At 32.3% G+C, this 26059-nt stretch carries 25 protein-coding genes and 1 riboswitch; of the genes, 5 read left to right on the top strand and 20 right to left on the bottom strand.

Annotated features, from left to right (window positions below; translation table 11 throughout):
• Positions 1-29 precede the first annotated feature (29 nt).
• The 5 genes from SH09_RS05625 to cmk all read right to left on the bottom strand — a co-directional run bounded on the left by SH09_RS05625 (position 30) and on the right by cmk (position 5147).
• The gene (locus SH09_RS05625) at positions 30-302 is read right to left on the bottom strand and encodes an HU family DNA-binding protein (protein ID WP_015900354.1); all 273 of its coding nucleotides are present in this window, start codon (positions 300-302) and stop codon (positions 30-32) included.
• A 169-nt stretch (positions 303-471) separates the two neighbouring features.
• Positions 472-1470 carry an NAD(P)H-dependent glycerol-3-phosphate dehydrogenase gene (locus SH09_RS05620; RefSeq protein WP_042738643.1) on the bottom strand — a complete coding sequence of 333 codons (999 nt, stop codon included), beginning with the start codon at positions 1468-1470 and terminating at the stop codon, positions 472-474.
• Positions 1471-1489: 19 nt separating this feature from the next.
• Entirely contained in the window at positions 1490-2800 is a 1311-nt protein-coding gene (gene der, locus SH09_RS05615) for a ribosome biogenesis GTPase Der (protein ID WP_042738642.1), read from the bottom strand.
• A gap of 198 nt (positions 2801-2998) precedes the next feature.
• Entirely contained in the window at positions 2999-4192 is a 1194-nt protein-coding gene (gene rpsA / locus SH09_RS05610; RefSeq protein ID WP_042738641.1) for a 30S ribosomal protein S1, read from the bottom strand.
• Between the two features lie 295 nt (positions 4193-4487).
• Positions 4488-5147: a (d)CMP kinase gene (gene cmk / locus SH09_RS05605; RefSeq protein WP_042738640.1), complete on the bottom strand. Its 660-nt coding sequence runs from the start codon at positions 5145-5147 to the stop codon at positions 4488-4490.
• 78 nt (positions 5148-5225) lie between these two features.
• On the opposite strand from cmk, the gene SH09_RS05600 reads away from it, so the two are divergent.
• The gene (locus tag SH09_RS05600) at positions 5226-6200 is read left to right on the top strand and encodes an asparaginase (RefSeq protein WP_042738639.1); all 975 of its coding nucleotides are present in this window, start codon (positions 5226-5228) and stop codon (positions 6198-6200) included.
• An 832-nt stretch (positions 6201-7032) separates the two neighbouring features.
• Here the strand turns inward: SH09_RS05600 and ypdA are convergent.
• From ypdA to SH09_RS05580, 4 genes are all read right to left on the bottom strand, one after another.
• Positions 7033-8019, bottom strand: a complete 987-nt coding sequence (ypdA, locus tag SH09_RS05595; protein WP_042738638.1) for a bacillithiol disulfide reductase YpdA — start codon at positions 8017-8019, stop codon at positions 7033-7035.
• Positions 8020-8305: 286 nt separating this feature from the next.
• Positions 8306-10117 (bottom strand): LysM peptidoglycan-binding domain-containing protein, encoded by a 1812-nt coding sequence (locus SH09_RS05590; protein ID WP_042738637.1) that lies wholly within the window; start codon positions 10115-10117, stop codon positions 8306-8308.
• A gap of 150 nt (positions 10118-10267) precedes the next feature.
• The gene (locus SH09_RS05585; protein ID WP_042738636.1) at positions 10268-11647 is read right to left on the bottom strand and encodes a RecQ family ATP-dependent DNA helicase; all 1380 of its coding nucleotides are present in this window, start codon (positions 11645-11647) and stop codon (positions 10268-10270) included.
• Positions 11637-12599 carry a helix-turn-helix domain-containing protein gene (locus SH09_RS05580; protein WP_042738635.1) on the bottom strand — a complete coding sequence of 321 codons (963 nt, stop codon included), beginning with the start codon at positions 12597-12599 and terminating at the stop codon, positions 11637-11639. Before SH09_RS05580 ends, SH09_RS05585 begins: the two co-directional genes overlap by 11 nt.
• 109 nt (positions 12600-12708) lie before the next feature.
• Between SH09_RS05580 and SH09_RS05575 the strand changes: the two genes are divergently transcribed.
• A complete protein-coding gene (locus tag SH09_RS05575; RefSeq protein ID WP_042738634.1) occupies positions 12709-12957 on the top strand; it encodes a ferredoxin in 249 nt (82 codons plus the stop codon).
• Between the two features lie 143 nt (positions 12958-13100).
• Here the strand turns inward: SH09_RS05575 and SH09_RS05570 are convergent, their stop codons facing one another.
• The 6 genes from SH09_RS05570 to SH09_RS05545 form a co-directional block, all read right to left on the bottom strand.
• Positions 13101-13646 carry an ECF transporter S component gene (locus SH09_RS05570; protein ID WP_042738633.1) on the bottom strand — a complete coding sequence of 182 codons (546 nt, stop codon included), beginning with the start codon at positions 13644-13646 and terminating at the stop codon, positions 13101-13103.
• Between the two features lie 66 nt (positions 13647-13712).
• Positions 13713-13844: riboswitch (FMN riboswitch) on the bottom strand.
• 285 nt (positions 13845-14129) lie between these two features.
• The gene (locus tag SH09_RS05565) at positions 14130-15890 is read right to left on the bottom strand and encodes an ATP-binding protein (protein WP_042739028.1); all 1761 of its coding nucleotides are present in this window, start codon (positions 15888-15890) and stop codon (positions 14130-14132) included.
• A complete protein-coding gene (locus SH09_RS05560) occupies positions 15874-16599 on the bottom strand; it encodes a response regulator transcription factor (RefSeq protein WP_042738632.1) in 726 nt (241 codons plus the stop codon). Before SH09_RS05560 ends, SH09_RS05565 begins: the two co-directional genes overlap by 17 nt.
• Positions 16600-16736: 137 nt before the next feature.
• Entirely contained in the window at positions 16737-17474 is a 738-nt protein-coding gene (locus tag SH09_RS05555) for a pseudouridine synthase (protein WP_042738631.1), read from the bottom strand.
• Positions 17467-18009 carry an SMC-Scp complex subunit ScpB gene (scpB, locus tag SH09_RS05550; RefSeq protein WP_042739027.1) on the bottom strand — a complete coding sequence of 181 codons (543 nt, stop codon included), beginning with the start codon at positions 18007-18009 and terminating at the stop codon, positions 17467-17469. The genes SH09_RS05555 and scpB overlap by 8 nt, the downstream gene beginning before the upstream one ends.
• Positions 18002-18733, bottom strand: a complete 732-nt coding sequence (locus SH09_RS05545) for a segregation and condensation protein A (protein ID WP_042738630.1) — start codon at positions 18731-18733, stop codon at positions 18002-18004. Before SH09_RS05545 ends, scpB begins: the two co-directional genes overlap by 8 nt.
• A 92-nt stretch (positions 18734-18825) precedes the next feature.
• Here SH09_RS05545 and SH09_RS05540 point away from each other — a divergent pair, with 92 nt between their 5' ends.
• Positions 18826-19335 carry a DUF309 domain-containing protein gene (locus SH09_RS05540; protein ID WP_042738629.1) on the top strand — a complete coding sequence of 170 codons (510 nt, stop codon included), beginning with the start codon at positions 18826-18828 and terminating at the stop codon, positions 19333-19335.
• Between the two features lie 86 nt (positions 19336-19421).
• On the opposite strand, the gene xerD is transcribed toward SH09_RS05540, so the two are convergent.
• From xerD to SH09_RS05525, 3 genes are all read right to left on the bottom strand, one after another.
• The gene (gene xerD, locus SH09_RS05535) at positions 19422-20309 is read right to left on the bottom strand and encodes a site-specific tyrosine recombinase XerD (protein WP_042738628.1); all 888 of its coding nucleotides are present in this window, start codon (positions 20307-20309) and stop codon (positions 19422-19424) included.
• Positions 20310-20351: 42 nt separating this feature from the next.
• Positions 20352-20798: a ferric iron uptake transcriptional regulator gene (fur, locus tag SH09_RS05530; protein WP_042738627.1), complete on the bottom strand. Its 447-nt coding sequence runs from the start codon at positions 20796-20798 to the stop codon at positions 20352-20354.
• 103 nt (positions 20799-20901) lie between these two features.
• On the bottom strand, positions 20902-21444 hold the full coding sequence (locus SH09_RS05525; protein ID WP_042738626.1) for an NUDIX hydrolase: 543 nt from the start codon (positions 21442-21444) through the stop codon (positions 20902-20904).
• A 207-nt stretch (positions 21445-21651) separates the two neighbouring features.
• Between SH09_RS05525 and SH09_RS05520 the strand changes: the two genes are divergently transcribed.
• On the top strand, positions 21652-22566 hold the full coding sequence (locus SH09_RS05520; RefSeq protein ID WP_042738625.1) for an aldo/keto reductase: 915 nt from the start codon (positions 21652-21654) through the stop codon (positions 22564-22566).
• A 101-nt stretch (positions 22567-22667) separates the two neighbouring features.
• Here SH09_RS05520 and SH09_RS05515 read toward each other — a convergent pair whose 3' ends face one another.
• Positions 22668-23426, bottom strand: coding sequence for an SDR family NAD(P)-dependent oxidoreductase (locus tag SH09_RS05515; protein ID WP_042738624.1), 759 nt, complete (start codon positions 23424-23426; stop codon positions 22668-22670).
• A gap of 143 nt (positions 23427-23569) precedes the next feature.
• Here SH09_RS05515 and proC point away from each other — a divergent pair, with 143 nt between their 5' ends.
• A complete protein-coding gene (proC, locus tag SH09_RS05510) occupies positions 23570-24385 on the top strand; it encodes a pyrroline-5-carboxylate reductase (protein ID WP_042738623.1) in 816 nt (271 codons plus the stop codon).
• Positions 24386-25033: 648 nt separating this feature from the next.
• Here proC and rnz read toward each other — a convergent pair.
• Positions 25034-25954 carry a ribonuclease Z gene (rnz, locus tag SH09_RS05505; protein WP_042738622.1) on the bottom strand — a complete coding sequence of 307 codons (921 nt, stop codon included), beginning with the start codon at positions 25952-25954 and terminating at the stop codon, positions 25034-25036.
• Positions 25955-26059 lie beyond the last annotated feature (105 nt).

The raw sequence follows: 26059 nt of genomic DNA, 5'->3' as shown, positions 1-26059 counted from the left end.
TTAAAAGGGCTTTAAGTAAAAGTAAAGAATTATTTAACTGCGTCTTTTAAAGCTTTACCAGCTTTGAATGCTGGAACTTTGCTTGCAGGGATATCAATTTCTTTACCAGTTTGAGGGTTACGGCCTTTACGTGCAGCACGTTCACGTACCTCAAAGTTACCGAATCCAATTAATTGTACTTTTTCACCTTTAGAAAGTGATGATTGAATTGATTCGAATACTGCATCAACAGCTAAACCTGCTTCTTTTTTAGTTAATTCAGCTTGTTCAGCTACAGCATTGATTAAATCTGTTTTGTTCATTATGAATTCACCTCCCCTAGGGTCTATAATGATAACTTTGTATCATTATGCTTTGACTTTAACACAACGATAATCACTACTGCAACGATTTATGCGCAAAAAACGTTGAAATAATGGGATTTTGATGACAAATTGTTATAAATTTAATTAAAAGTGTAAAAATACTTTATTATTCGGACTTTTTGCCGCGTCCCATGAGGTCTTTGACACTTTCTGATACAGGTGTATTTTCAAATAAAACACGATATAAAGCTTCAGTGATTGGCATTTCAACATTATGCTTTTTAGCTAAATGATGAACTGATTTCGTCGTATAAACGCCTTCGACAACCATGTTCATTTCATCTAAAGCTGTTTCTAGTGATTTACCTTCACCTAATTTGTATCCTAAAGTAAAGTTACGAGAATGTGTCGATGTACATGTAACGATTAAATCTCCAATGCCACCAAGACCTAAGAAAGTAAGTGGATCTGCACCTAGCTTTTCACCAAGACGACTTATTTCTGCCAGCCCTCTTGTCATTAGTGCTGCTTTAGCATTGTCGCCAAAGCCCATGCCTGTAATCACACCACTAGCAACAGCGATAATATTCTTTAATGCGCCACCTAATTCAACACCAACTAAATCGTCGTTTGTATATACACGCAAATATTCATTCATGAATAAATCTTGTGTCAACAAACTAACTTCTTTTGACTTTGATGATGCGGCAACAGTTGTTGGTTGTTTTATAACAACTTCTTCAGCGTGACTTGGTCCAGATAGTACACCGATGCCAGCATTGTGTTCAGGAGAAATTGAATCCTCTAACATCTCTGAAACACGTTTGAAGGTGTCATTTTCAATACCTTTCGCCACATGTATAAATGTTTTTTTAGTTGTTAGCAAGCTATCGATTTTTTTAGCAATTTCACGCATTGCTTTTGTAGGCAGTGCCATTAAATAAATATCCGCAAATTGTGTTGCTTCTTCAATATCTAATGTTGCTTTAATCGATGAATCTAAAATTGCATCATTTAAATACTTTGTATTTTTATGTTGTTCATTGATATCGTTAATTGTTTGTTCATTTTTTCCCCACATTAATACTTGATGTCCATTTTCTGCTAAGACATTCGCAAGTGCGGTTCCAAAACTTCCAGTGCCAAATACGGTAACGTTTGACATGGTATCCCCTCCGGTCTAATTAATTTCGTTTTCTTGGTATAATATGCACAGGTGTTCCTTCAAAACCAAATGCTGATCTGATTTGATTCTCTAAATAACGTTTATAAGAAAAGTGCATTAATTCTACATCATTAACGAATACTACAAATGTAGGTGGTTCAATTGCCACTTGAGTCGCATAGAACACATTTAATCGACGCCCTTTATCTGTAGGTGTTGGGTTCATAGAAATGGCATCTGTAATTACTTCGTTTAGAGTTGAACTTTGAACACGCTTTTTATGATTTTCACTAGCTTCTCTAATGTATGGGAAAAGTGTTTTTAATCTAAGTTTTTCCTTTGCAGAAATAAATGCAACTTCTGCATAATCTAAAAATTGGAATTCTTTACGAACTTCATCTTTAAATTCTTTCATTGTATTCGTTTCTTTATCAACTGTATCCCATTTATTGACTACGATAACAATTGCTTTACCTTCTTCATGAGCATAGCCCGCAACACGTTTATCCTGTTCGATAATACCTTGTTCAGCATCTATAACGATTAAAATGACATTTGAACGTTCGATCGCTTTTAATGCGCGTAATACAGAATATTTTTCAGTATTTTCATAGACTTTACCCTTTTTACGCATTCCAGCAGTATCAATTAATACATAATCTTGCCCATCATAACTATACTCTGTATCAACCGCATCTCTTGTAGTACCAGCTACGTTAGATACAATAACGCGTTCTTCACCCAAAATGGCATTAACTAAACTAGATTTACCAACGTTTGGTCTACCAATAATAGATAAACGGATAGTATCATCATCGTAAGGTTCAGGTTCTTCGTCTTTAAAATGCTTAACAACTTCATCTAACAAATCCCCAAGGCCAAGGCCATGCGAACCTGAAATAGGGTATGGTTCTCCGAATCCTAATGAATAAAAATCATAAATTTCATTACGCATTTCAGGATTGTCTACTTTATTAACCGCAAGTACGACTGGTTTTTTCGATTTATATAGCATTTGGGCAACCATTTCATCACTTTGAGTTAACCCTTCACGTACATTTACCATAAAGATGATGACATCTGCTTCATCTATAGCTATTTCTGCTTGTGCTTTTATTTGTGTTTGGAATGGTGCATCACCAATTTCAATACCTCCAGTATCAATAATATTGAAATCATGTGTTAACCATTCGCCTGATGAATAAATTCTATCACGAGTTACTCCGGGTGTATCCTCAACAATAGATACACGTTCACCGACAACTCTATTAAAGATTGTAGATTTACCAACATTGGGCCTTCCTACAATCGCTACTATAGGTTTAGTCATAACTTACTTCCTCTCTTTTATAATCTCTATAATTTTATCACATGGTTTAATTAATTCAAAAGAAATATTAAATCAATCGCCTCTCTTGAATGATAATCGGAATATGTTGCTTCATTTCAGTATATATAAGCACATAAAAAATAATCTTGTCCTATGAAATCATAAGGACAAGATTTAAATTGGTATATATGGGTCAAATTAAAATTTAAAGTCTTTCAATTTATCTCCAAAGACATCACCGAGTGTAGGATTATCATCCTCATCTGATGAACTATCTAAGTATGATTGTGTCTCTTCATTACTGCTTTCTTGAGAGTGATCATCAGACTCTTCATTTGGCAATGTTGCTTTGATAGATAATGAAATACGTTCGTTATCTATATCCACACCAAGTACTTTCACTTTAACTTCTTGACCAGGTTCTAGTACTTCGCTCGGAGTACCGATGTGTTTGTGGCTAATTTCAGAAATGTGTACTAATCCTTGTACACCTGGTTTAATTTCAACAAAAGCACCAAATTCAGCTAATCTGATAACTTTGCCATCGATAACATCGCCTTCGCTAAACTCTCCTTGGATAGATTCAAACGGACTAGGTAAAGTATCCTTAATTGATAATGAGATTCTTTCAGAATCTTTATCGATTGATTTTACTTTTACTTTAACATCATCACCAATTGAAACGACATCTTCAGGAGATTTAACATGTTCGTGAGATAACTCAGAAACATGTACTAAACCATCTACGCCACCAATGTCGATAAACGCACCAAAGTTAGTTAAACGAGCAACTTTACCATCGATAACATCGCCTTCATTTAATGAAGATAATAAAGCGTCCTTTTTCTCTGCATTTTCTAATTCTTCTACAGCTTTTCTACTAAGGATGACGCGATTATTAGCAGGATCTAATTCCTCGACCTTTAATTTTAAGACTTGACCTTCAAAATCAGAGAAATCTTCAATGAAATCAGTTGAAATTAATGAAGCAGGTACGAAACCTCGTTGTCCTACATCCACAACTAATCCGCCTTTAACTACTTCTGTTACTTTGGCTTCAATTGTCTCATTGTTATCAAGCTGTTCTTGCAGGAATTCATATGATTTCTCTGTTTCAAGTTGACGTTTTGATAGTATATATGCACCTGTTTCATTCTCTTCGTCATACTCAACTTTTGTAACGTATGCACCAATTTCGTCACCGACTTTCACAGCATCACTAGGTGTATCAATGTGATGAGTAGAAAGTTGACTAATAGGGATAATGCCATTAAACTTACTACCGTTTACATGAACAATTACTTGCTTTTCTTCTATTTCTAGAACTTCGCCAGTAACCTTGTCCCCTTCTTTAATATCGTGGATCATTGATTCGTTGAATTCTTCAGTCATCTTGTCTGCCTCCTTATTACACTACATATTTATAACATCTTATAAACTGTCAAAATTGTCAAGAAATTCTACTCTTTTAGAGGAATGCCATACATTTTGTTATATAAATGTAAAAATATTTTGATTTAAACTCACTGAAATTTAATGAATTTTACTTTTATTTTACATTTATGCCAATATATGTAGTAATAAAATCATAAAAAATTGTACATCCTTGTTATACCCTATTCGAAATAATATATAACTTTTTTAGTCAATTTTTACGTTGCTTTTAATAAGATGAGCTGAAATAGTTTTATGCCAACGATGAAACCATATCGAGTATCTCATTAGTTACAGTTTCAATATCCTTTCCAGTAGTATCTAAAGTTACCGCATCATCTGCTTTTTTAAGTGGAGAGATTTCACGATTCATATCATAATGATCTCGGTCTGCAATTTCTTGTCTAAGTTGCTCGACAGTTGATTCAATGCCTCTTTCCTCATTATCTTTTTGTCTACGAATAGCACGTTCTTCAACTGAAGCGATCATGTATACCTTTAAATCAGCATCAGGTAATACAACAGTACCAATATCTCTTCCATCCATGACGATACCTTTTTTAGCTGCCAATTCTTGTTGTTTATTTACTGCAAACGTTCTTACCGGTTCCTTTGAAGCTACATATGAAACATGATTCGTAACGTCATTTTCTCTTAAGTAGTCTGTAACATCTTGATTATCTAAGATGACACGTTGTCCTTTCACTTCGTCGTATGTTAAAGCTAATTCAGAACCTGCAATTAATGTCTCAAAATCTTCTGTTTTATTTTGTTGTAAATATTTATATGTAATTGCACGATACATTGCTCCCGTATCGACATATATCATTGATAATTTTGCAGCAACTATTTTTGCAATTGTACTTTTACCTGCGGCTGCAGGACCATCTAATGCGATATTTATTCGTTTCATTTCAGAAAACCTTCCTTGTTGTTTTATGAATAATATTTTATCATAAATATGTATTATATTAATAGGAGGAATGCACGCATGAAAAAACTTCTTGTCATACATACAGGTGGCACAATCAGCATGTCGCAAGATGAATCAAATCAAGTTGTTACTAATGAGAAGAATCCAATTTCAACACATCAAGAAATTATTAAAGCATATGCTGACGTAACAGAAATTACACCATTTAACGTACCATCACCACATATGGATATTCATTATGTTGAGCAATTAAAGGACATTATTGAATCAGCAGCTAAAGAAAATCAATATGATGGTTTTGTAATTACTCATGGTACCGATACACTCGAAGAAACTGCTTATTTATTAGATTTAACAGTAGAAATTTCCCAACCGATTGCAATTACAGGTGCAATGCGTTCCTCAAATGAAATTGGTGCAGATGGTTTGTATAATTTTATATCGGCAATTCGTGTTGCGACGAGTGATGAATCCACAAATATGGGAGTTATGGTGGTATTTAATGATGAAATACACACAGCTAGAAATGTTACTAAAACACATACATCAAATACGAATACCTTCCAAAGTCCAAACCATGGACCGTTAGGTGTAGTGACTAAAAATAGTGTCCAATTTCATCACAAACCTTTCGAACATCAGATATTAGATAAAATCGATCAAAATTTAAATATTCCTTTGGTAAAAGCATACATGGGTATGAATAATGATGTTTTAGAATTTTATAGTAAACAAAAGGTTGATGGGATTATTATAGAAGCCTTAGGTCAAGGTAATTTACCACCTACTTGTTTAAAAGGTTTAGCTGCTTGTTTAAATCAACGTATTCCTATTGTACTTGTTTCACGTTCATTTAATGGGATTGTTGGCCCTATTTATGCATATGAAGGTGGTGGCGCAACGTTAGAACGTCAAGGTGTTATATTTTCTAATGGATTAAATGGACCAAAAGCCAGATTAAAATTATTAGTTGGACTCAGCAACAATTTAAATAGTGACGAATTAAATCATTATTTTGAATCTCAATTATAATTTGTGGATTTGATTGATAGATTGATAGTCCAAATTTATAAGTCTATTAAAAGTATGACTTTAAATTGCATTTCATCAATAGGTTTTATAAATAATAAAGTCTTGTATATGAATTTCGGTAAAATAACACTCAGATGATTGAATTCAATTTATCTGAGTGCTTTTTTGATTATATATATTATTGGCTCGCTTTCCTAGGGGACAGCTTCAGCCTGTAGTCTTCAGCTTGTCCTGTTCCCTCAGGAATCTCGCCAAAATACGTTGAAATTATTTGTGCCTATTAAATTATCATACATTTAAATTCTTCTATTCAATTCGTCTTGTATTTGTTGGTATATCAATCATTAAATTTATAATATTTTATTTACTAGATTTTCATTCATATTATATATTGTTAAATCGCTTTCCTAGGGGACAGCTTTAGCCTGTAGTCTTCAACTTGTCCTGTTCCCTCAGGAGTCACGCTAACATACTTTGTATCTGTGTATAAATTCATATTAAAATACTATGGGCAAAAATGATCCTTTTGTTCATTTACTAACTATAATTAAACTAAACAAATGAGCTATTTTAAGTATAAAGACTGCAACTCAACTTTACTGTCAAAGGTAACTACAATACGAATCCCCTTAATTGTTAGTTGATGATATATTATTGAAATTGTTTTATCAAACCTTGGAACTGAATATTGATGAATACCAACATCATCGTGCTACTACTTCTAATAATTATAAAAAAGACAATTTCTATATTATTTCAATAGAAATTGTCTTCTTAAACTTGTTCGAAGATTTTACATCTCAGAATCTATTTATATTTATTGTCCTATCTATTATGATTCAAGCGGTGTTTGCTTTTTAGTTAAAATACTTTGTGTAATTATGCCACCGTGGTATTTTCCATTTTCAATAAAGATGGTATTTGCATCATTACCAGCAGCGATTACACCTGCAATATAGCAGTTTTCTACATTAGTTTCGTAGGTTTCTTTATTGTGTACGGGTGCTGTACCAAATTCATTTGTGTTTATTTCAATCCCTATTGATTCTAAGAAGTCATAATCTGGATGATAACCAATCATCGCAAATACATAATCATTAGGGATTTCGAATATTTGATCATCTTGCTTATATTCTATTGAGTTTTCATTAATTTTTATAACTTCAGCGTTAAAGTGCATATTGATTTTTTCATTTCTTACTAAAGATTCAAAATTTGGTAATATCCATGGTTTTATTGCTTGTGGATAAGCTTCACCACGATATAGTACTGTAACATTAGCACCAGCTTTTTCAAGTTCTAATGCCGCATCAACTGCAGAGTTTTTGCCTCCTATTATAACCACATTTTGATCAAAATAAGGGTGCGCTTCTTTAAAATAATGTTTAACTTTTGAAAGTTCTGCACCTTCAACTTCAAGTGTATTATGATGTCCATAATAACCTGTAGCAACTGTTAAGAATCTACATTGATACACATCTTTAGTCGTTGTAATTGTAAATCGATTATTAATCTTTTTAACGGTAAGGACTTCTTCAAAAGCATTAATACGCAATTGATGATGTTTAACAACTTCTCTATAGTATACTAATGCTTGGTTTCGATGAGGTTTACTGTCTTCTACAATAAAAGGAATGTCTCCGATACTTAATTTATCACTTGATGAAAAGAATGTTTGATGCGTTGGATAATTGTAAATTGCATTTACGACGTTACCTTTTTCAATAACTAATGTTTCGATACCTTTTCTTTTTTGTTCGATAGCGGCACTTAGTCCACAAGGACCTCCGCCTATGATGATACTTTCGACTGTTTGCATACGTAATTGTCCTCCTTTAACCACTCATATATTATACCAGTAGTTATAAAAAAACCAAATGAAAGAAACTGAAACTTCTATATATCAACTATTTAAATTTAGAATATATAATTGTAAGATAAACATATTTTTAAACAATAACTTAAAGTAGTTAATCATATACCAATGTCACTAATTGCAGCAGGAAATTTTCAATGTATAAATTAAGGCGAGCTAATCCAAAGAATAAGATTAGCTCGCCTATTTAAAGCGTGTGTATTAATGCTAGTATCACTTTAAAATTTTATTATTGTGGAATTACTAAACGTTGACCATTGTGTATATCATTGCCTGAAAGGTTGTTAGCTTGTCTTATTTTTTCGACATTTTCAGGTGTTCCTTCACCATAATATTGAATAGCAATTCTATATAAGTTTTGACCATTTACAACATGAGTACGTTGTCCTGAAGTGTTTGTTGATTGTTGTGAATCTTGGGAACTATTTTGGCCACTTGTTGACTGATCATCGCTGTTAGAAGAGCTAGATTGACCTTGGTCAGTAGCTGCACCACTTGAGTTACTATCACTAGCACTTTGATCACTAGAATCAGAACCATTTGTAGCTTGATCAGAACTACTGCTTTGACTACTGTTGTCAGATGAATCTGCATCACTTGTAGCTTGATCAGAGTCAGAGTCGCTGCCGTCAGACGCACCAGATGATTTTTCACTGTCATCTGAACTTTTAGACTTGTCATCGCTAGACTTATCTTTATCTTTATCAGAATCAGCTTTTTTATCTTTATCTCCGTCTTTGTCTTTATTATCAGCTACTTTTTTATCATCGTTAGCACTCTTATCATCATTATTTCCAGTTAAGGCCATGCCACCGAAAATACCAATTGCCGCCAAAATTAAGATTGCTGCTAAAATTGGTAATAATTTACCTAATAAGCCGCCTTTTTTCTTTTTACGTTTGTAATCATCGTTATTATTACTATTATTTTGATGATTGTTTCCGCCATTTCCATTAGAACCGGAACCACTTGCTTTTGAAGCTGCTGCGGCGCCACCAGCACCCGCTGCAGCAGCACCACCAGCAACTGCGGCACCTTTTTTCTTGGATTTACCGTTGTTCTTTTCTTCATTATGTTGTTCTTTTGATTGTGATTCGTTTGATTTATTGTCTGCAGTGTTACTTTCTGCGTTTTTATCTTTGTTTGATTTGCTAGCAGCATAAGCACCTGCACCTGCGCCCGCTGCAGCAGCACCACCAGCAATAGCAGCGCCTTTTTTCTTGGAACCATCTTTTGAATCGGTTGATTCATTTTGCTCATGTTGTTCCTTGTTATTTTTATTATGCTCTGGATCATTGACTCTATTATCAGCATCATCCTTATTTGCAGCATATGAGCCTGTGCCAGCACCAGCAGTAGTACCACCTGTCTGTGTAGCGTCTTGCTCACGATTTGTAGTATCATTTTGATCATCAACATGCTGTTCTTTCGAAGAATGCTTGTCGTTGTTGTGTTTATTTGCAGCATAAGCACCTGCACCTGCACCAGCTGCTGCGCCACCAGCAATGGCAGACCCTTTACCATTATGTTTATCATCTGCAGTTCGCTTGTCAGCTGCATCTTTATCTTGATGTGATAAATCAGTATCATCTTTACGAGTGTTTACGTCACTTCTGTCATGATTTTCTTGTTGCTTTAAGTCGTTATTTGATTTGTCATATTGATTGTTACGATGTTGTTCATCAGAAGTTTCTTGATAGATATTATTGTCTCGTGAATGATCATCATGATCTTGTGACTGGTTAAAGTCTGATGATGATTTGTTTTGGTCATTAAGGTGTTGTTCTTGATCAAGTTGTTGCTCTTGTTGTTGATCAGATTGTTCCCCTTTATTTTGATTTGTTGCTGTATCTCGTCTACGTTGTCTTCTTTGAGCATTTCTTGGAGGGAATTGCTCATTGTTTTTGTCGGATACTTCTTCTTTTGCATTGTCAACAGAAGCGTCAACAGATTCATTTGTTTTGTCTAGGTGTTCATTTGGATCAATTGATTGACGATTTTTCTCAAAATCATCTTTAAAGTTGTTGTTAGACAAATTCATCATCCTTCCTTTATTTATATATTAAGTATATACTGTTTTACCCTAATCAAACGTAAATATGTATACCTATTTTAAGAAAACTACAATATTTATGTCATTATAAGTTGTATTATAGCTTGTTTGAAAATGTTAAGTAAAGTAATTGTCTATCTATTTGAACAAATTTTTTAATTTTTCATTATAATCAATTTTACGTTTTACTTTTTTGCGATTAAATATTTTTATTAATTCAATATCAGCATCATTATCACAACATTTTTCAGGTCGTTTATTCACAAATTCACCAAAAAATTCCATAAGATATGCGCGTCTACACTGATCTAAATTCTTATAACCCAACATTCTGATATAACCATTTCTTTTACGTTGGTAAGTATTTTCAAATATATGTCGTAATTCATTAAATGTATAATAACTACTTAAAATTTCAATAATTTCTTTTTTATAAGGTATTAAATCCATACCTAATTCAAATGCATTAACATCTTCATTAGTTATAATATCAGTAAATAACAGTGTTTCAAGTAAGAAACTATCATCTGGTTGATATAAACTGATGGCTTGACTTTGTTTGCCATCTCTCCCAGCACGACCAATCTCTTGTAAATAATTCGACGGACTAGTTGAAAGATGAAAGTGAATGATTGTACGAATATCTTTTTTGTTTATTCCCATTCCAAATGCACTTGTAGCAACAATGATAGGAATATCGTTATTAAGAAATTGATGTTGAACCGTTTGCCGTTCCTGATAGGATAGATCACCGTGATAAATACCTGTTAAAAAGCCTTGTTGATAAATTTCTTGAGCTAATGATAAACAGACTTTTTTTGATGAAACATAGATAATTGTCGGTCCAGATTGTTCTAATGTTGGCAGCAACCATTTGAGTTTTTCTTCATCATCTGCAAAATTTTGATGGTGTAGTGAAATATTGTCTCTATTCATACTTGTTTTAACTACATTGAATTGAGTACGTAACATTTGGTTCAAATCAGATAATAGATGTGGTGGTGCTGTCGCTGTTAATCCTAATATAGAAACGTTAGTAAATTGTTGAATGATTTTTCCTATAAGTGCATAATGTGGTCTGAAATCATAGCCCCATTCTGACAAACAGTGGGCTTCATCTAAAACAATAAGACCAAAGTTAATATGTTTAATGAGTTTGAAATTATGGGGTTGGAGTATAAATTCAGGGCTTAAGAAGATAAAACGACTTTGCTTTAGATTTTTGATATTTGCTGAACGTTCATCTTCATCCATACCAGAATGAATACAACTCACTTTATGTTCACCATGTGCTTTAAGTTGCATAACTTGGTCATCCATTAACGAAATAAGTGGTGAAATAATTAATGTAGGTTGTTGTTTAATATATGTAGGTAATTGATAACACAGACTTTTACCACTACCAGTTGGTAATATACCTAATGTATCTTGTTGGTTTAGTACGCTTTTAATAATTGCTTCTTGTCCAGGCTTAAATGTTTCAAATCCAAACCAATGTTTCAGTTCGTCAATCAGCATGTAGCTCACCTCTTTCTATGCCTACAATGATAAGCTTGATTGTAAAGTAACTTAATGACGGGAATCGTTCTTTATAGTTCCGCAATCTTTCATCCTTATGCTGTATATAATAATTTAGAAAATCAGAATTTAAATCATCCTTTAGAAACGCTTTATAATTTGATAAATATCCCTTTATAAACAATTCTAAGACATGGTCTTCAATTGTATTAATTTTAACTTGTTGATGTTGTGCCAAATCATCCATAGTTAGTCCTTTTTTTAAGCCTTCAAAAGATAAATCTGTTTTATGTAATAGCGTAGGTAACACAATTAACTGATGCAAAATAGGGTAACGTTGATTATCTTCAATTTGAAACATCATTACAACTAAATCGTTTAATTCTAATTCAAATAATAATTCTTGTGGCAAACCTTCTATTAAACTAACTTGCTGTCTAGTGTACATGCTATCTTCAAACCCTTGTAAGTAGTAATGAATGTAAGTCCCTTGGTTTTCTTTATGAATAGCTTCGAATAACATATGAAGTTCTGCAATAAAATCTTGTTCGAGGTTTGCCTCTTTAAGATATTTATATACATATTTAACACGTTTATGTATAGTTTGCTGTTGAGTGAGAGGGATAAATTGACTATCCTTATGCTGTAATTGTGAAATCGTTTGTGTTAATAATTGTATTGCTTGAAACGTATTAACGAGACTATCAAATGTATATCTTGGATGTACGCGTACGTTTAATGTTGTTTCTATTTCTGATTGGCTCAGATTATAATATCGCTCGAATGACGGATACTGGATATTAGGTAAGCTATGATATAATGATAGTAATTGTTGGCTACATGCATCAAAAAAGGTTTGATGTGATTTTTTGCCTATGATAATATTATATATGCTTTTTTCGGTTTTATAATGGTGTGTATTTTGTTGGATGAAATGAAATAAATTTTGCATGTTTACTCCCCTAATTAATTAAAACGAAAACATTGAAAAAAATAAGTACAGTGCTTACAATATTAATTGTGATTTTATTGTAGCATTTTTGTCAAAGGAGGCGAAGAAAATGGCTAAATATACTATTGTCGATATGGATACTTGCATTGCATGTGGTGCTTGTGGTGCTGCTGCCCCTGATATATATGACTATGATGATGAAGGTATTGCTTTTGTAATACTTGATGACAACCAAGGTACTGCTGAAGTGCCTGAAGAATTATATGAAGATATGGAAGATGCATTAGAGGGATGTCCTACTGATTCAATTAAAATTGAAGAAGAATCTTTTGATGGGGACGCACTGAAATTTGAATAGATTTTAAGTGACGAACTATATTTTAACCTTATTATAGGAAAAGCGCATGTTTAAGTTAATTTAAACATGCGCTTTTGTTATATGAAAACAAAATTTTATTTGTCACTATTTATTGATACGTTAGTGTATGTTAGCGCAATTTGTTATCTCGGTAAAACACTATTCAAGCGTTTGTATAATAAGATAAATATAATTGAAATAACAATACCTTTAATAATATTGAAAGGTATAACACCTGATACTATAATTATTTTCAAATTACCAAAAACATCTGATAAATTCATAATCATGCCATAGAGTGGTAACAACACAAAATAATTCAAAATGCTTAATACTAATGTCATTATTAAGGTTGCTACAGCTAAACCAGTAACTAATGATTTAGCGTTATTTTTATTTTTAGCAACATAAAACGCAGTAAGTATAAAACTTGTGGCTGCTAAAAAATTGGCCAACGGTCCTATTGGATCCCCTACATTGAATAAAAAATTCAATAAATTTTTAATAAATTCAACGATGATGCCAGCAATGGGTCCTAATGTAAATGTTGCAAGAAGTGCCGGTACATCACTAAAGTCTAATGTTAGATATGGTGGTAAAAATGGTAACGGGAACTTGATAAACATTAATATAAAAGCTACCGCACTTAACATACTAATCGTTATTAGACGTTTGGTTTGTTGTTGCATATTCAATTATCTCCTTCCATTCATCTTACTCAGAATAGGAGGATTTAATTGCACAACAAATTAACCCTCCATCTTCTCCCATCCAGACTATACTGTCGGCTCTAGATTCACACTAGATCAGCTATTTATTGAACAATAAATAGGTCGCAGGCTTATATTACTGCCGGTTGGGAATTACACCCTACCCCGAAGATGAACATTTAAATTTTATAAATATATCATAGCGTATAACTCAGATAAAGACAATGATATTGTTTACAGTATTTAGTGCTAATTTACCAGCAATATAAAATTAAATTTTACACACAGTACTAAATAGCGATGTAAAATGATTTCAATTTTTATTTTAAAGCTATAATCACAAAAAACACCTCCGCCTTACACATTAAATTGTATAAATCGGAGGCGCTTCACCTTATTTAGTTAGATGATTATTATAATCATTTTTGACGTTACACATAAAATCATCAATGACTTATTCCTTTAATCTCTAGTTGGTGGTTTCGGTAAGCGAATAATAAATGTTGTACCTTGACCGAGTTCACTTTTTACGAGTATCTTACCTTCATGTTCATCGATAATCATTCGACATATAAATAGTCCAAGTCCGGTACCTTGCTTACCTCTTTTACGTGCTGCATCTACTTTGTAAAAACGATCAAAGACTTGCTCTAAATGTTCGGGAGCAATACCCGTTCCTGTATCGGTAATATATAACAAGTTGTCATGATCATTTTCCGCAATATCGACGGTTATTGTATCTCCTGGTTCTGTATATCGACATGCATTATCAATCAGATTCGTAAGCACTTGTTCAATTCTATCAGAATCATAATACCAGAGCGCTCCATTAGAAATTGGATTTAATTTCATGGTTAGTTCTAAGTCTGCAGCTTGTTGTTGATATTTCAATTGCATCTTATTTAACAACGGATCAATAGGTTGGATTTCTCGTTCAACACTTAACCCTTCTGCATCCATTCTAGCAACATTTAAGAGTTCATTAACCAGTCTGTTTAAACGTTTCGTCTCATCTAAGACGATGCTCAAGGATTCATGGATCTCTTCAGGTTCAGTAACAATCCCATCAACGATTGATTCTGTATAGCCTTGCAATAAAGAAATGGGTGTACGTAATTCATGTGAAACATTTGCTATAAAATCTTTCTTCATTTGATCAATATTATGTTCATTGGTCATATCTCTTATGATGGCCACGATACCACTTCGTCCATCTGGTTGAATTTGCTCTATATAACTAGTAATGATTACAAAATATCTAGTATTAATTTCATATTCTTCAAACTGTGTATGTTTGTTCTTAAAAGTTAATTCTGTTTGTTCATCAAGCTTTTCTAATGAATACTCATCTAAAAGTTGTAATGTATTTTGAGCCATTTGGTTAGATAAAATAACTTCCTTCTTATCGTTGTATCCTAATACACCTTCAACCATGGAGTTGATTAAACTATCCCTAATGTTCTTAGAAGATGACAGTGCATCGATATGTTGTTGGATTTCAGAACTCATCGTATTAAAGGCACGAGATAATTCTCCAATTTCATCCTTTGAATTTACGGGTTCAACTTGCGCATATTGTCCTTTTGAAACTCTCAATGCTTGAGACCGTAGATTTCTTAGAGGTTTCGTAATACGAGAAGAAAGGAAAAAAGCAAATATCGTTGTAATTGCTAAGAAAATAATGGCAATAATTAAAATAATAACCGTGATTAAATTATTAGTATCTTCGATGGTTTTTAAATCTTGATAAATAAAGACACCACCGTATTCATCTTGTTTAACATCGCTTAAATTCTTTGAAGGATATCCAATTAATACATAAGTATGTTGTTGATCATTAATTTTTACATTAACGTGTTCCGAAATTTTCTTTCCTTTATTAAATACGTCATCATAGTCTTTATTTTGTTTGATTTCATTTAACATCTTTTGTTTAGTATTGCCATATTTACTATTTTGACTGTTTTTATCATTCATTATAATGAGACCAACAGGGCCTTCAATCAACTTACGACTGTGTTCAATCGCGGTTGCTTTATTATCAGAGCTTGCTACTAATTCACTAATACGTTTAGCATCTTTGAGTAAAGAATCTTCTGTTTCCTGTGTGAAGTATGATTGGATAAATGTGATTAAGGCTGCGCTAAGTAAAATTAAAACTGTCGTTACTATAAATATTATAGTTAACCACAGTTTTATGACTACATTATTGAGTCGGTTCATCATTTGATTTAACTTCAAACTTATAACCTACTCCCCAAACAGTTTGAATCATCTGAGCAGCCTCTTCAGAAACGCGATTTAACTTTTCTCTTAAGCGTTTAACATGAGTATCTACGGTACGTAAGTCTCCATAAAACTCATAATGCCACACTTCTTTTAACAGTTGTTCTCTATCAAATACTTTATTAGGTGTTTTCGCTAAAAATATTAATAATTCATACTCTTTAGGTGTTAAGTTTACTTGGCTCTCATCTGCAAGCACTCTATGAGCATCATTGTCGATAACTAAATGATCAAATTCTATCAAATCACGCGCATGTGGTTCGCTCTGTTCTGTATGTGCGACCTGTGTTCTTCTTAGTAATGCTTTTACACGTAACACAACTTCTCTTGGTGAAAAAGGTTTAACAATGTAATCGTCTGCACCTGATTCAAAACCTTCAACACGATTTGTTTCTTCGCCTTTGGCTGTTAACATAATAATTGGTGTATCTTTATGCTCTCTTAGTTTAGAAGCAACAACAATACCATCCATTTCAGGCAACATTAAATCTAGTAATATACATGCATAATCATGTTCCATTGCCATATGATACGCTTCACTACCGTCTTTAGCTTCATGTATTTCAAAAGATTCTCTTTCTAAATATAATTTAAGTAATCTTCTAATTCGATCCTCATCATCTACGATTAAAATTTCATTTGACATACGTATGTACCTCCCACACTGCTTACTTTCCAATACATTCACAATTATAGCATAGGTTAACTTTGAAAAGTACAAATGAACGAAAAGTTTGTGAATTTTTTCTCATTCGAATTATTTTGTCAAAAATATTTCAAAGTTTATTTACCGTGTTCAGCAATTTGACGAATGACTTTTACTTCGTGCGGAGTTAAAACACGACCTTCACCTGCATTAAGCCCTTTCAAATTTAATGGACCAAATTCAATTCGTTGTAATTTACTAACTTGATGTCCAAAATGTTCGAACATACGACGAACTTGTCTATTTCTACCTTCAGTAATCGTTATTTCAACTAAAGTTGAGTTCTTTTCTTTATCTTGGTTTTTTACTTTTACAATTGCAGGTTGTGTTTTACCATCCTCTAATTCAATACCTTGCTCTAATGCTTTTACCTCTTCTCGCATTAAGTAACCTTTTAATTTTGCAACATACTTTTTCTTGATCTTGTATCTAGGGTGTGTCATTAAATTTGTAAACTCACCATCATTCGTTAATAGCAGTAAACCTGATGTATCATAATCTAATCTGCCAACAGGATATATTCTTGTTTCAATTTGTTTGAAGTAATCGGTTACTACCTTTCTTCCTCTATCATCAGATACACTCGTAATCACTTGCGATGGTTTGTAGAATAAAATATACAGTTTGTCTTCTTGCTCTAATTTAATACCTTCTACTTCAATTGTATCTGAATTTTTCACTTTCGTACCTAATTCCGTTACGACTTCACCATTTACTTTAACTTTACCTTCACTGATAAGTGTTTCAGCTTTTCTTCTTGATGTATAACCACTGTTAGCTATACGTTTTTGTAATCTCTCTAATTCTTTACTCATTATTTTCTCCTTTTTGATTTACCAAATTACTGAAAAATGCTTCGATTTCTTCGTCCTCTTCATCAGTAGTCGGTAAATCATCTAAATGTTCAATTCCAAATACATTTAAAAATAGTTCGGTTGTATATAGTTGCTGACTTCTTGAATCTTTTTCGTCTTTTGCTTCGATTAAACCTCTTGCGATCAATGTTTTAACTGCACCATCGGAATTAATACCTCTAATCATTTCAATATCACTTCTTGAGAGTGGTTGGTTATAGGCGATTATGGATAGTGCTTCCATTGCGGCTTGAGATAGTTTCATATTAGACTTATGTTCTACAAGTGCTTCAATATATTCAGCTGCTTCTTTTTTCGTTGTTAATACATAAGTTTGTCCGAAATGTTGAATGACAAGACCTTCTGAGTGGTAGTTATTAATTAAAGTTTGTAACTCACTTAGTGAAATGTCTAATATTTCAAGCAGTTGCTTCTCTTCTAATCCTTCATCTCCAGCAGTGTAGAGTAATGCTTCTAATATACCTTGATTATCCAATGCCATAGTTGACTCCTCTTAATATGTTGATATCTTCAAAACTTTTTTGTTGTTCAATATTGACTATACCAGATTTAGACATTTCCAATATTGCTAAGAAATGGGTTACTACCATTTCAATTGGTTCTGAGAAATTAAATAGACTGAAGAAGTTGAATGATTGTTGTTGTTGCAGTCTTTCATGAACCTGTGTGGTTGCTTGTTGAATCGTAAAGGTTTCTTTCTTTATTTCGACTGTTTTTGGTGTGTTAAATTCGACACGGTTTTTGACCTTTTGATAAGCAATTATCAGTTCGGTTAAATCAATGGTGTTATCCGAACTCATTAATTCATTTGTTTCTAAATGTGATAAGTCTGTAGGGTGTTTAGAGTAGAATGCAGCCCGATTTACCTTTTTATCATTGAGCAATTCAGTGTATTCTTTATAATTTTGGTACTCAATTAAACGACCTACTAAATCATCACGCGGATCGTCTTCTAATGATTCATCTGCTTCAGGCTGTGGTAAAAGCATTTTACTTTTTATCATTAATAATTCAGAGGCCATCACTAAATATTCACTAGCAACATTAATTTCTAATGAATTCATGGCGTGAATATATTGCATGTATTGTTCTGTTAATGCTTTCATTGGAATATCATAAATATCTATTTCGAATTTTTGAATAAGATGCAATAATAAATCCAATGGTCCATTGAAAGCATCTAATTTTACTTCATACATTTTATCTACCTCATATAGCAAGTTAAGTGCGTATTTCACTAAAATATTATAGCATGTTTATAACAAACATTTAAATTTGGAGCGGTTCTTATATGGAAAAAGCACTACAACAATTTTATTATCAATTTCATACCAAGCAACATTATTTTCTATGTCATGATATTCTAGAGGATGCTTGGAAAGAAAACCCACATTTTTCAAAAAAAGATGCGGTCGTCAGTTTAATTTTATTAACTACAGGTTGTTATCATTTTCGTCGTAACAACTTTCAAGGAGCTAAAACATCGTTTGACAGAGCATTGAATGTTATACAATCTAGTCATGACTGGCAAATGCTAGGTTTGAATATTGAGCAATACATCATATTATTAAAACATTTAAAGCAAGCAGCAAAAACACATCAACCATTTCTTCCGGTACACTTACCATTACAAGATGAAATGCTCCATTCAATACAAACCACTTTTACAGACTTTTACTTTCGAGAAACGCTCATTGATGATAGTTATATCGTAAATCACCATTTAGAAAGAGATCGGACAGAAGTGACTGATGCACGAAATAAAGCACTTATTGAACGACGTTTTAACCGAGAATCATAATATATTTTAATCAAATACACAACATGACATAACCTTATAAACAATAAAACACAGATTAGTTCATTAAATGATAAACTAATCTGTGTTTATGCACGTGGATGAAATTCGTTATACATTTTACGGATTTGTGATTTAGATACATGTGTATAAAGTTGCGTTGTAGAAATATCAGAGTGTCCTAACATTTCTTGTACAGCTCGTAAATCTGCACCGTTTTCAAGCAAGTGTGTAGCAAACGAATGTCTCAGCGTGTGCGGTGTTAATGTCTTATTAATATTGGCTTTAATACCATTTTGCTTTATCATCTTCCAAATGGCTTGCCTTGATAATGGTTTTCCATGCATATTTAAAAACAATACTGGTGTGACTGTTCTTTTTAATAGTTGTGGACGTATGTTTTCAATATAATGAGTTAAGTATTCAATAACCGCTTCACCCAACGGCACAATACGCTCTTTATTTCCTTTGCCGAACACCTTAACAAACCCCATAATTAAGTTAACATCATCTAACTCTATATGAATTAATTCTGATACCCTCATCCCCGTTGCATATAACAATTCCAACATTGTTCTATCACGGTAACCATTATTTTTTGATAAATCAGGTGTCTCTAATAAAGCTATCACTTCATTGATTTCCAACACGTCAGGTAACTTTTTATCATATTTCGGTGTTTCAATTAAAACTGTAGGGTCTTTAGCAGCATATTTTTCTCTCAGTGCAAATTGGTGAAAACTGCGAACAGTTGAAACAAAACGTGCTAAAGACTTTGAAGATGCACCTTCATCATGCAATGAACCTAAACATTGCTGGATGGTCTGTCTATCAACAAAGTCAATGTGAGTAATTTTGTTTTCATCTAAATAATTTGCATATTTTGTTAAGTCACGTTTATAAGCGCCTATTGTATTTGTACTAAGCCCTTTTTCTAATTGGATGAACCTTAAATATTCTTCGATTATGGTATTCATTGACTCACCCCTATCATTAAAATTAAACAGGATGAAAATTCATTATTTACCTTTAGCTTGGCATTCTGAACAAACGCCATGAAATGTTAAACGATGATCTAAAATTCTAAAGTTAAAATCACTTTCAACTTTTTCTTCTACTGCAGGTAATAAATCTTCCTCTATTTCTTCAACTTTCCCACATTCCATACATACAAGATGATGATGAAAATGTTTCGCACCTTCTTTACGTAAATCAAAGCGTGCAACGCCATCCCCGAAATTAATTTTGTCTACAACCTTTAGCTCTGCTAATAATTCTAATGTTCTGTACACAGTAGCTAAACCTATTTCAGGTGCTTTGTCTTTCACTTTTAAGTATACATCTTCAGCGCTTAAATGATCTTTCTCGTTTTCAATTAACACTCTTAATGTTGCTTCTCGCTGTGGAGTTAATTTATATGATGATTGTTGTAATTGTTGCTTCACGCGATTTAATCGTTCTTCCACGGAAGCCTCACTCCCCTACTAATAATTATAATCATTTTAATTTACAATATGATACATATATAAAATACCAGTAATTGATAAAATTAGCAAGTTTGTTCATTCCTTATTTATAATCATTATAATTAAGCAAGATATGTTGTAAAGCAATAATTGTTTTTGCATCCTCTAAAGATCCACTTTTTAGTAAGTCAGAAATTTCATTAATGTGAACACGATCTAATTCAATAAATTCATCATCATCAAGGTTCATGTGCCCTTTTTTCAAATCTTTAGCAAAGTAAATAGATAACTTCTCATTAGAAAAACCAGGTGAACCATACATTTCATATATGAGTTGCAAATGATCAGCGATATAGCCTGTTTCTTCTTCTAATTCTCTTTTAGCTGCTTCAATGCGATCTTCTCCACTTTCAAGTTTTCCGGCGGGGATTTCTAACATTGTTTTTTCAGCAGGTTTACGAAATTGCCTTACTAATATAATTTCATTGTCCGGTGTTAATGCACAAACAGCAACTGCACCATTATGAAAAACTAATTCTCTTTTTGATGTTTGACCATCTGGGAGTTCTACATCATGTACTTCCAAATCAATAATTTTTCCGTTATATATATGTTCCTTCGCTATAGTTCTCTCGTAAAATTCCATTATAATCACGTTCCTTTTATTTTAAGTATCTACCTGTTAAGATATAGTCGGTAGCTCGTACGGTTAATTGTATTTGAATTGTGAATAACCACTATACAATTGCATTAACAAACAAGCTAAAGCAATAAATAGTGATATCAATCTACTTGCATATAATTGATAAACACGCCATATTCTATGATTTAGTGTATCGAAAGGAGCAATAACATGCAAAAAAATGTCTTGAAAAGTGGTTTAGAAATTTCAGAAGTAGGACTAGGATGTATGAGTTTAGGTACAGATTATAAAACGGCAGAACCTATAATCGATAGAGCTATTGAACATGGTATTACATATTTTGATACTGCGGATATGTATGACAAAGGTATAAATGAACAAATCGTTGGCAAAGCATTAAAAAAATACCAACAACGTGATGATATTGTTATCGGAACAAAAGTAGGTAATCATTTAAAAGAGGATGGTTCAACATTTTGGGATCCATCTAAAAAACACATTAAGTATGCTATTAAATCATCTTTAAAATCATTAGGTTTAGACCACCTAGATCTTTATCAATTGCATGGAGGTACTATTGATGATCCACTAGATGAAACGATTAGTGCATTCGAAGAATTAAAATCAGAAGGTCTAGTTCGTGCTTATGGTATTTCTTCTATTAGACCTAATGTAATTAATTATTATTTGGAACACAGTAATATAGAAACGATTATGAATCAATTTAATTTAATTGATAATAGAGTTGAATCTTTGCTTGATGCAATACATGCCAAAAATGTAAAGATACTTGCTAGAGGCCCTGTTTTCAAAGGTCTATTGACTGCTAATAGTAACAATGCATTAGACAAGAAATTTGCTGAAGGTATTTTTGATTACAATTATCAAGAGTTAGGCGAAACAATTGCATCAATTAAAGAAATTGAAAGTAATTTAACTGCCTTAACCTTTAATTACTTGACCTCACAACAGTCACTTGGTTCAATTATTGTTGGTGCAAGTAGTATAGAACAATTAGACGAAAATATTAAAAATTATAATTTAGCGAAAGATATTGGCTTTGAAACTTTAAAAGCTGCACGAGGTAGAGTGAAAAATTTAGAATACACGCAACACCTTAATTAAACAGAAAAAAGAGTTTATGTCATGTACTTATAACTGTGTTCGATCCAGCATAAGTTTCTACGCATAAACTCTTTTTTTGTTATGTTTAATACACATTATTGTTATATTTTATTTTTAAAAAAACTTGAGAAATGCTTTTCTATGAATCTTGGTGTAAGCTGGTACAGTTTAAGCATAAATGACATCCACAGCGGTTGATTGATTTCTTGTCGTTTTGACTTCATAGCTTTAAATATGCGATCAGCTAGTTTATCGGGATTTATCATGATTTTGTTGTAACGTTTCGCATAATTTAGTGAAGGATCCGCTTTTTGGTGAAATGGTGTATTGATTGGTCCAGTATTTACCGTTAAAACATGGTAATTGGGATGTTCTAATCGAATGGCATTTAATGTTTGATAAAATGCTGCTTTTGATGCACCATAATGTGCTGCATTAGCTTGTGTAACAAAAGCAGCTTGACTACCTATGCCTACGATGATTGGATATTTATTGAAAAATGGTCTAATTACTTCTAACAAAATGTTGAAACTTATAATATTAAGCTGATATGTCTCAAGCATTTCTTCAGTTCGATGTGCTTCAATTGATTTGAAATAACCTAGTCCAGAACAATAAATTAAACCATCAATTTTTTGTTGTTGAAGACTTTGCGTAATATGATAAATTTCTTTCTCAGACTGTAAATCACATTGTATGATTGATAATCGATCTGTATGATATTGAGCGATAAACTGATTTAATTTTTGGGGATTTCTAACCAGTACAGTTACATTGATATCATTAGCTAATAACTTTTTTAATAATGCTTTACCTAAGCCGCTTGTACTTCCTGTTAATATAAAATGTTTCCCTTGCATCGTTTATCCCTACCTGTTTTTGTCTTTATAAATAGTATAAATGATTATAATATTTTCTGTCATTATTATAATTAAATGATTAGCCATAATTCTAAACTATGTTAATATGATTACATAAAACAAAGAGGAAGTGGGAATTTTACATGAAACTTGTATTTTATGGTGCCGGTAATATGGCTCATGCAATTTTTACAGGAATCGTTAACTCAAAAGTAATAGACTCAAACGATATTTATTTAACAAATCGATCAAATGAGGATGCTCTGAAATCATATGCTGATGAATTAGGTGTCAATTATAGTTATGATGACGCAGCATTGTTAAAGGAAGCGGATTATGTTTTCTTAGGAACAAAGCCATATGATTTTGATAATTTAGCAGAACGAATTAAACCATATGTTACTGATAGTAATAAATTTATTTCAATTATGGCAGGTTTACCAATTAGTTATATTAGAGAACAACTGAATACAGAAAACCCTGTTGCTCGAATCATGCCAAACACGAACGCACATGTTGGTCATTCTGTGACAGGTATCAGTTTTTCAAATAATTTTGATCCAAAATCTAAAACTGAAGTTGATGATTTAATTAACTCATTTGGTTCAGCAATTGAAGTTTCTGAAGATAATCTACATCAAGTAACAGCGATTACTGGTAGTGGACCGGCCTTTTTATACCATGTATTTGAACAATATGTGACAGCTGGTACTAGACTTGGATTAGAGAAATCACAAGTCGAAGAATCTATTCGAAACTTAATTATTGGGACAAGTAAAATGATTGAACGTTCTGATTTAAGTATGGAACAATTACGAAAAAATATAACTTCAAAAGGTGGTACAACACAGGCAGGTTTAAATGCGTTATCTAAATACGACTTAGAAAGTGTATTTGAGGATTGTTTAAGAGCTGCCGTTGATAGAAGTGTAGAACTATCAAATCAAGATGATGATTAATCCTTACATCAATTCTATCGATAAGTTAGCAAGTTATTATTTATTTGCTTTATCTTTAAGTAATCGATTTTAATATTGATTTAATAAAAATAATTCTATCGGGATATATTCCTTAATAGCAGCCAACTCGAAAGTGAAAACTTTTTGGTTGGTTGTTTTTATTCAATAATTTTGTATTGATATGTGATGATCATTATAAAAATAAAGCTTTTGATGCCGTATTTAAAACTTGTTACAATTGTAATCAATTGCACTATTGAAGCCATATATTTATAGTTTGTTTACCTAATGTAATGCGATGAATCGTTACTTTGTCTCTTATACTACCCTGTCCAGTGCTTCGCCGATAATAAATAATACATATTGAGTAATGACACATCATATGTATCAATGTTAATTGGACGAGTAAATTATCTTTGTAAAGCAATTCTGTACATATTGAATCATTTCAGAAATGTATTATAGATAGTTAAAGAACAGATCGCTAAAGATCGCTAAGACATTTAATTCCCTATAGTAGAAAACAGACCTTAACTATTGCTTTTTACTAGTTAGGGTCTGTTTTACTTGAGTTAATCTTATTGTAAAGCATTATATTTGTTTTGCTAAATATGCTATAACGATTGAATCAATTATTCTTATTGTGAATTAGAATGACCAAGTATCGAAGTCTTTAACAAATTTAAATGGTGGTGTATCACTTTTAGTCTTTAATAATTCACTAATTGATTCAACTTCTTCTTGTGTGTATCTATTACTTATATGCGTGATTAAACTATACTCCACATTTGCCTCTTTAATTAAATCAAAGACATCATCAATATGGCTATGATGATAATTATTGGCTAAATTTTTATCCCCTTCTATATAAGTACTTTCGTGAACCATAACATTTGCATTACGTGCTATAAGTAACTCGTTGTTACATGGCATTGTATCTCCAAATATGGCAGCTACAGGTCCTTGTTTTTCATCACCTTTAAATTGACTAGAATCATAAATCTTTCCATTATATTCAAACGTCTCATTATTTTTTACTTCTTGATATTTTGGACCTGGTTCTAATCCAATTGATTTCAAGGCTTGAACGTCAATTTTCCCTTGTGTAGATGGTGCTTCTACTCTATAGCCAAAAGAAGTAATACCATGATTTAATAAATGTGCTTCAACATTGAATCCATTATGCTGGTATGAAAGATGATTTTCAATTTCTATGTAAGTGATCGGATAGTTTAATCTGGATTCTGATAATCGTAATGTCGTCTCTACAAATTCTTTAATTCCTTTTGGACCTACGACAGTAAGTGGTAGTCCTTCTCCGCCTTGGAATGAACGACTGGATAGCAATCCAGGCAATCCGAAAATATGGTCACCATGCATATGCGTTATAAAGATATGATCTACCTTACCTAATTTAATTGAATGGTGAAGTATTTGATGTTGTGTAGCTTCACCTACATCAAATAGCCAAATATTATTTGAATATGGTTCTAGATTTAGTGCAATGGCTTGAGTATTTCTTTCTTTCGTTGGTAGACCTGCACTTGTGCCGAAAAATGTTATTTCCATGCATATGCCTCCTCTTCTTGTTCACATTTTATCATAGAAAAGATAAAAAAATATAATAATTTTTGAATGCTTTTAAGCAAAAATGTATGAACATTGTTAATTATT

This window comes from Staphylococcus gallinarum (genome assembly GCF_000875895.1).
In the GTDB taxonomy this organism is placed as follows: domain Bacteria; phylum Bacillota; class Bacilli; order Staphylococcales; family Staphylococcaceae; genus Staphylococcus; species Staphylococcus gallinarum.
This window is presented reverse-complemented; position numbering and strand designations above follow the sequence as displayed.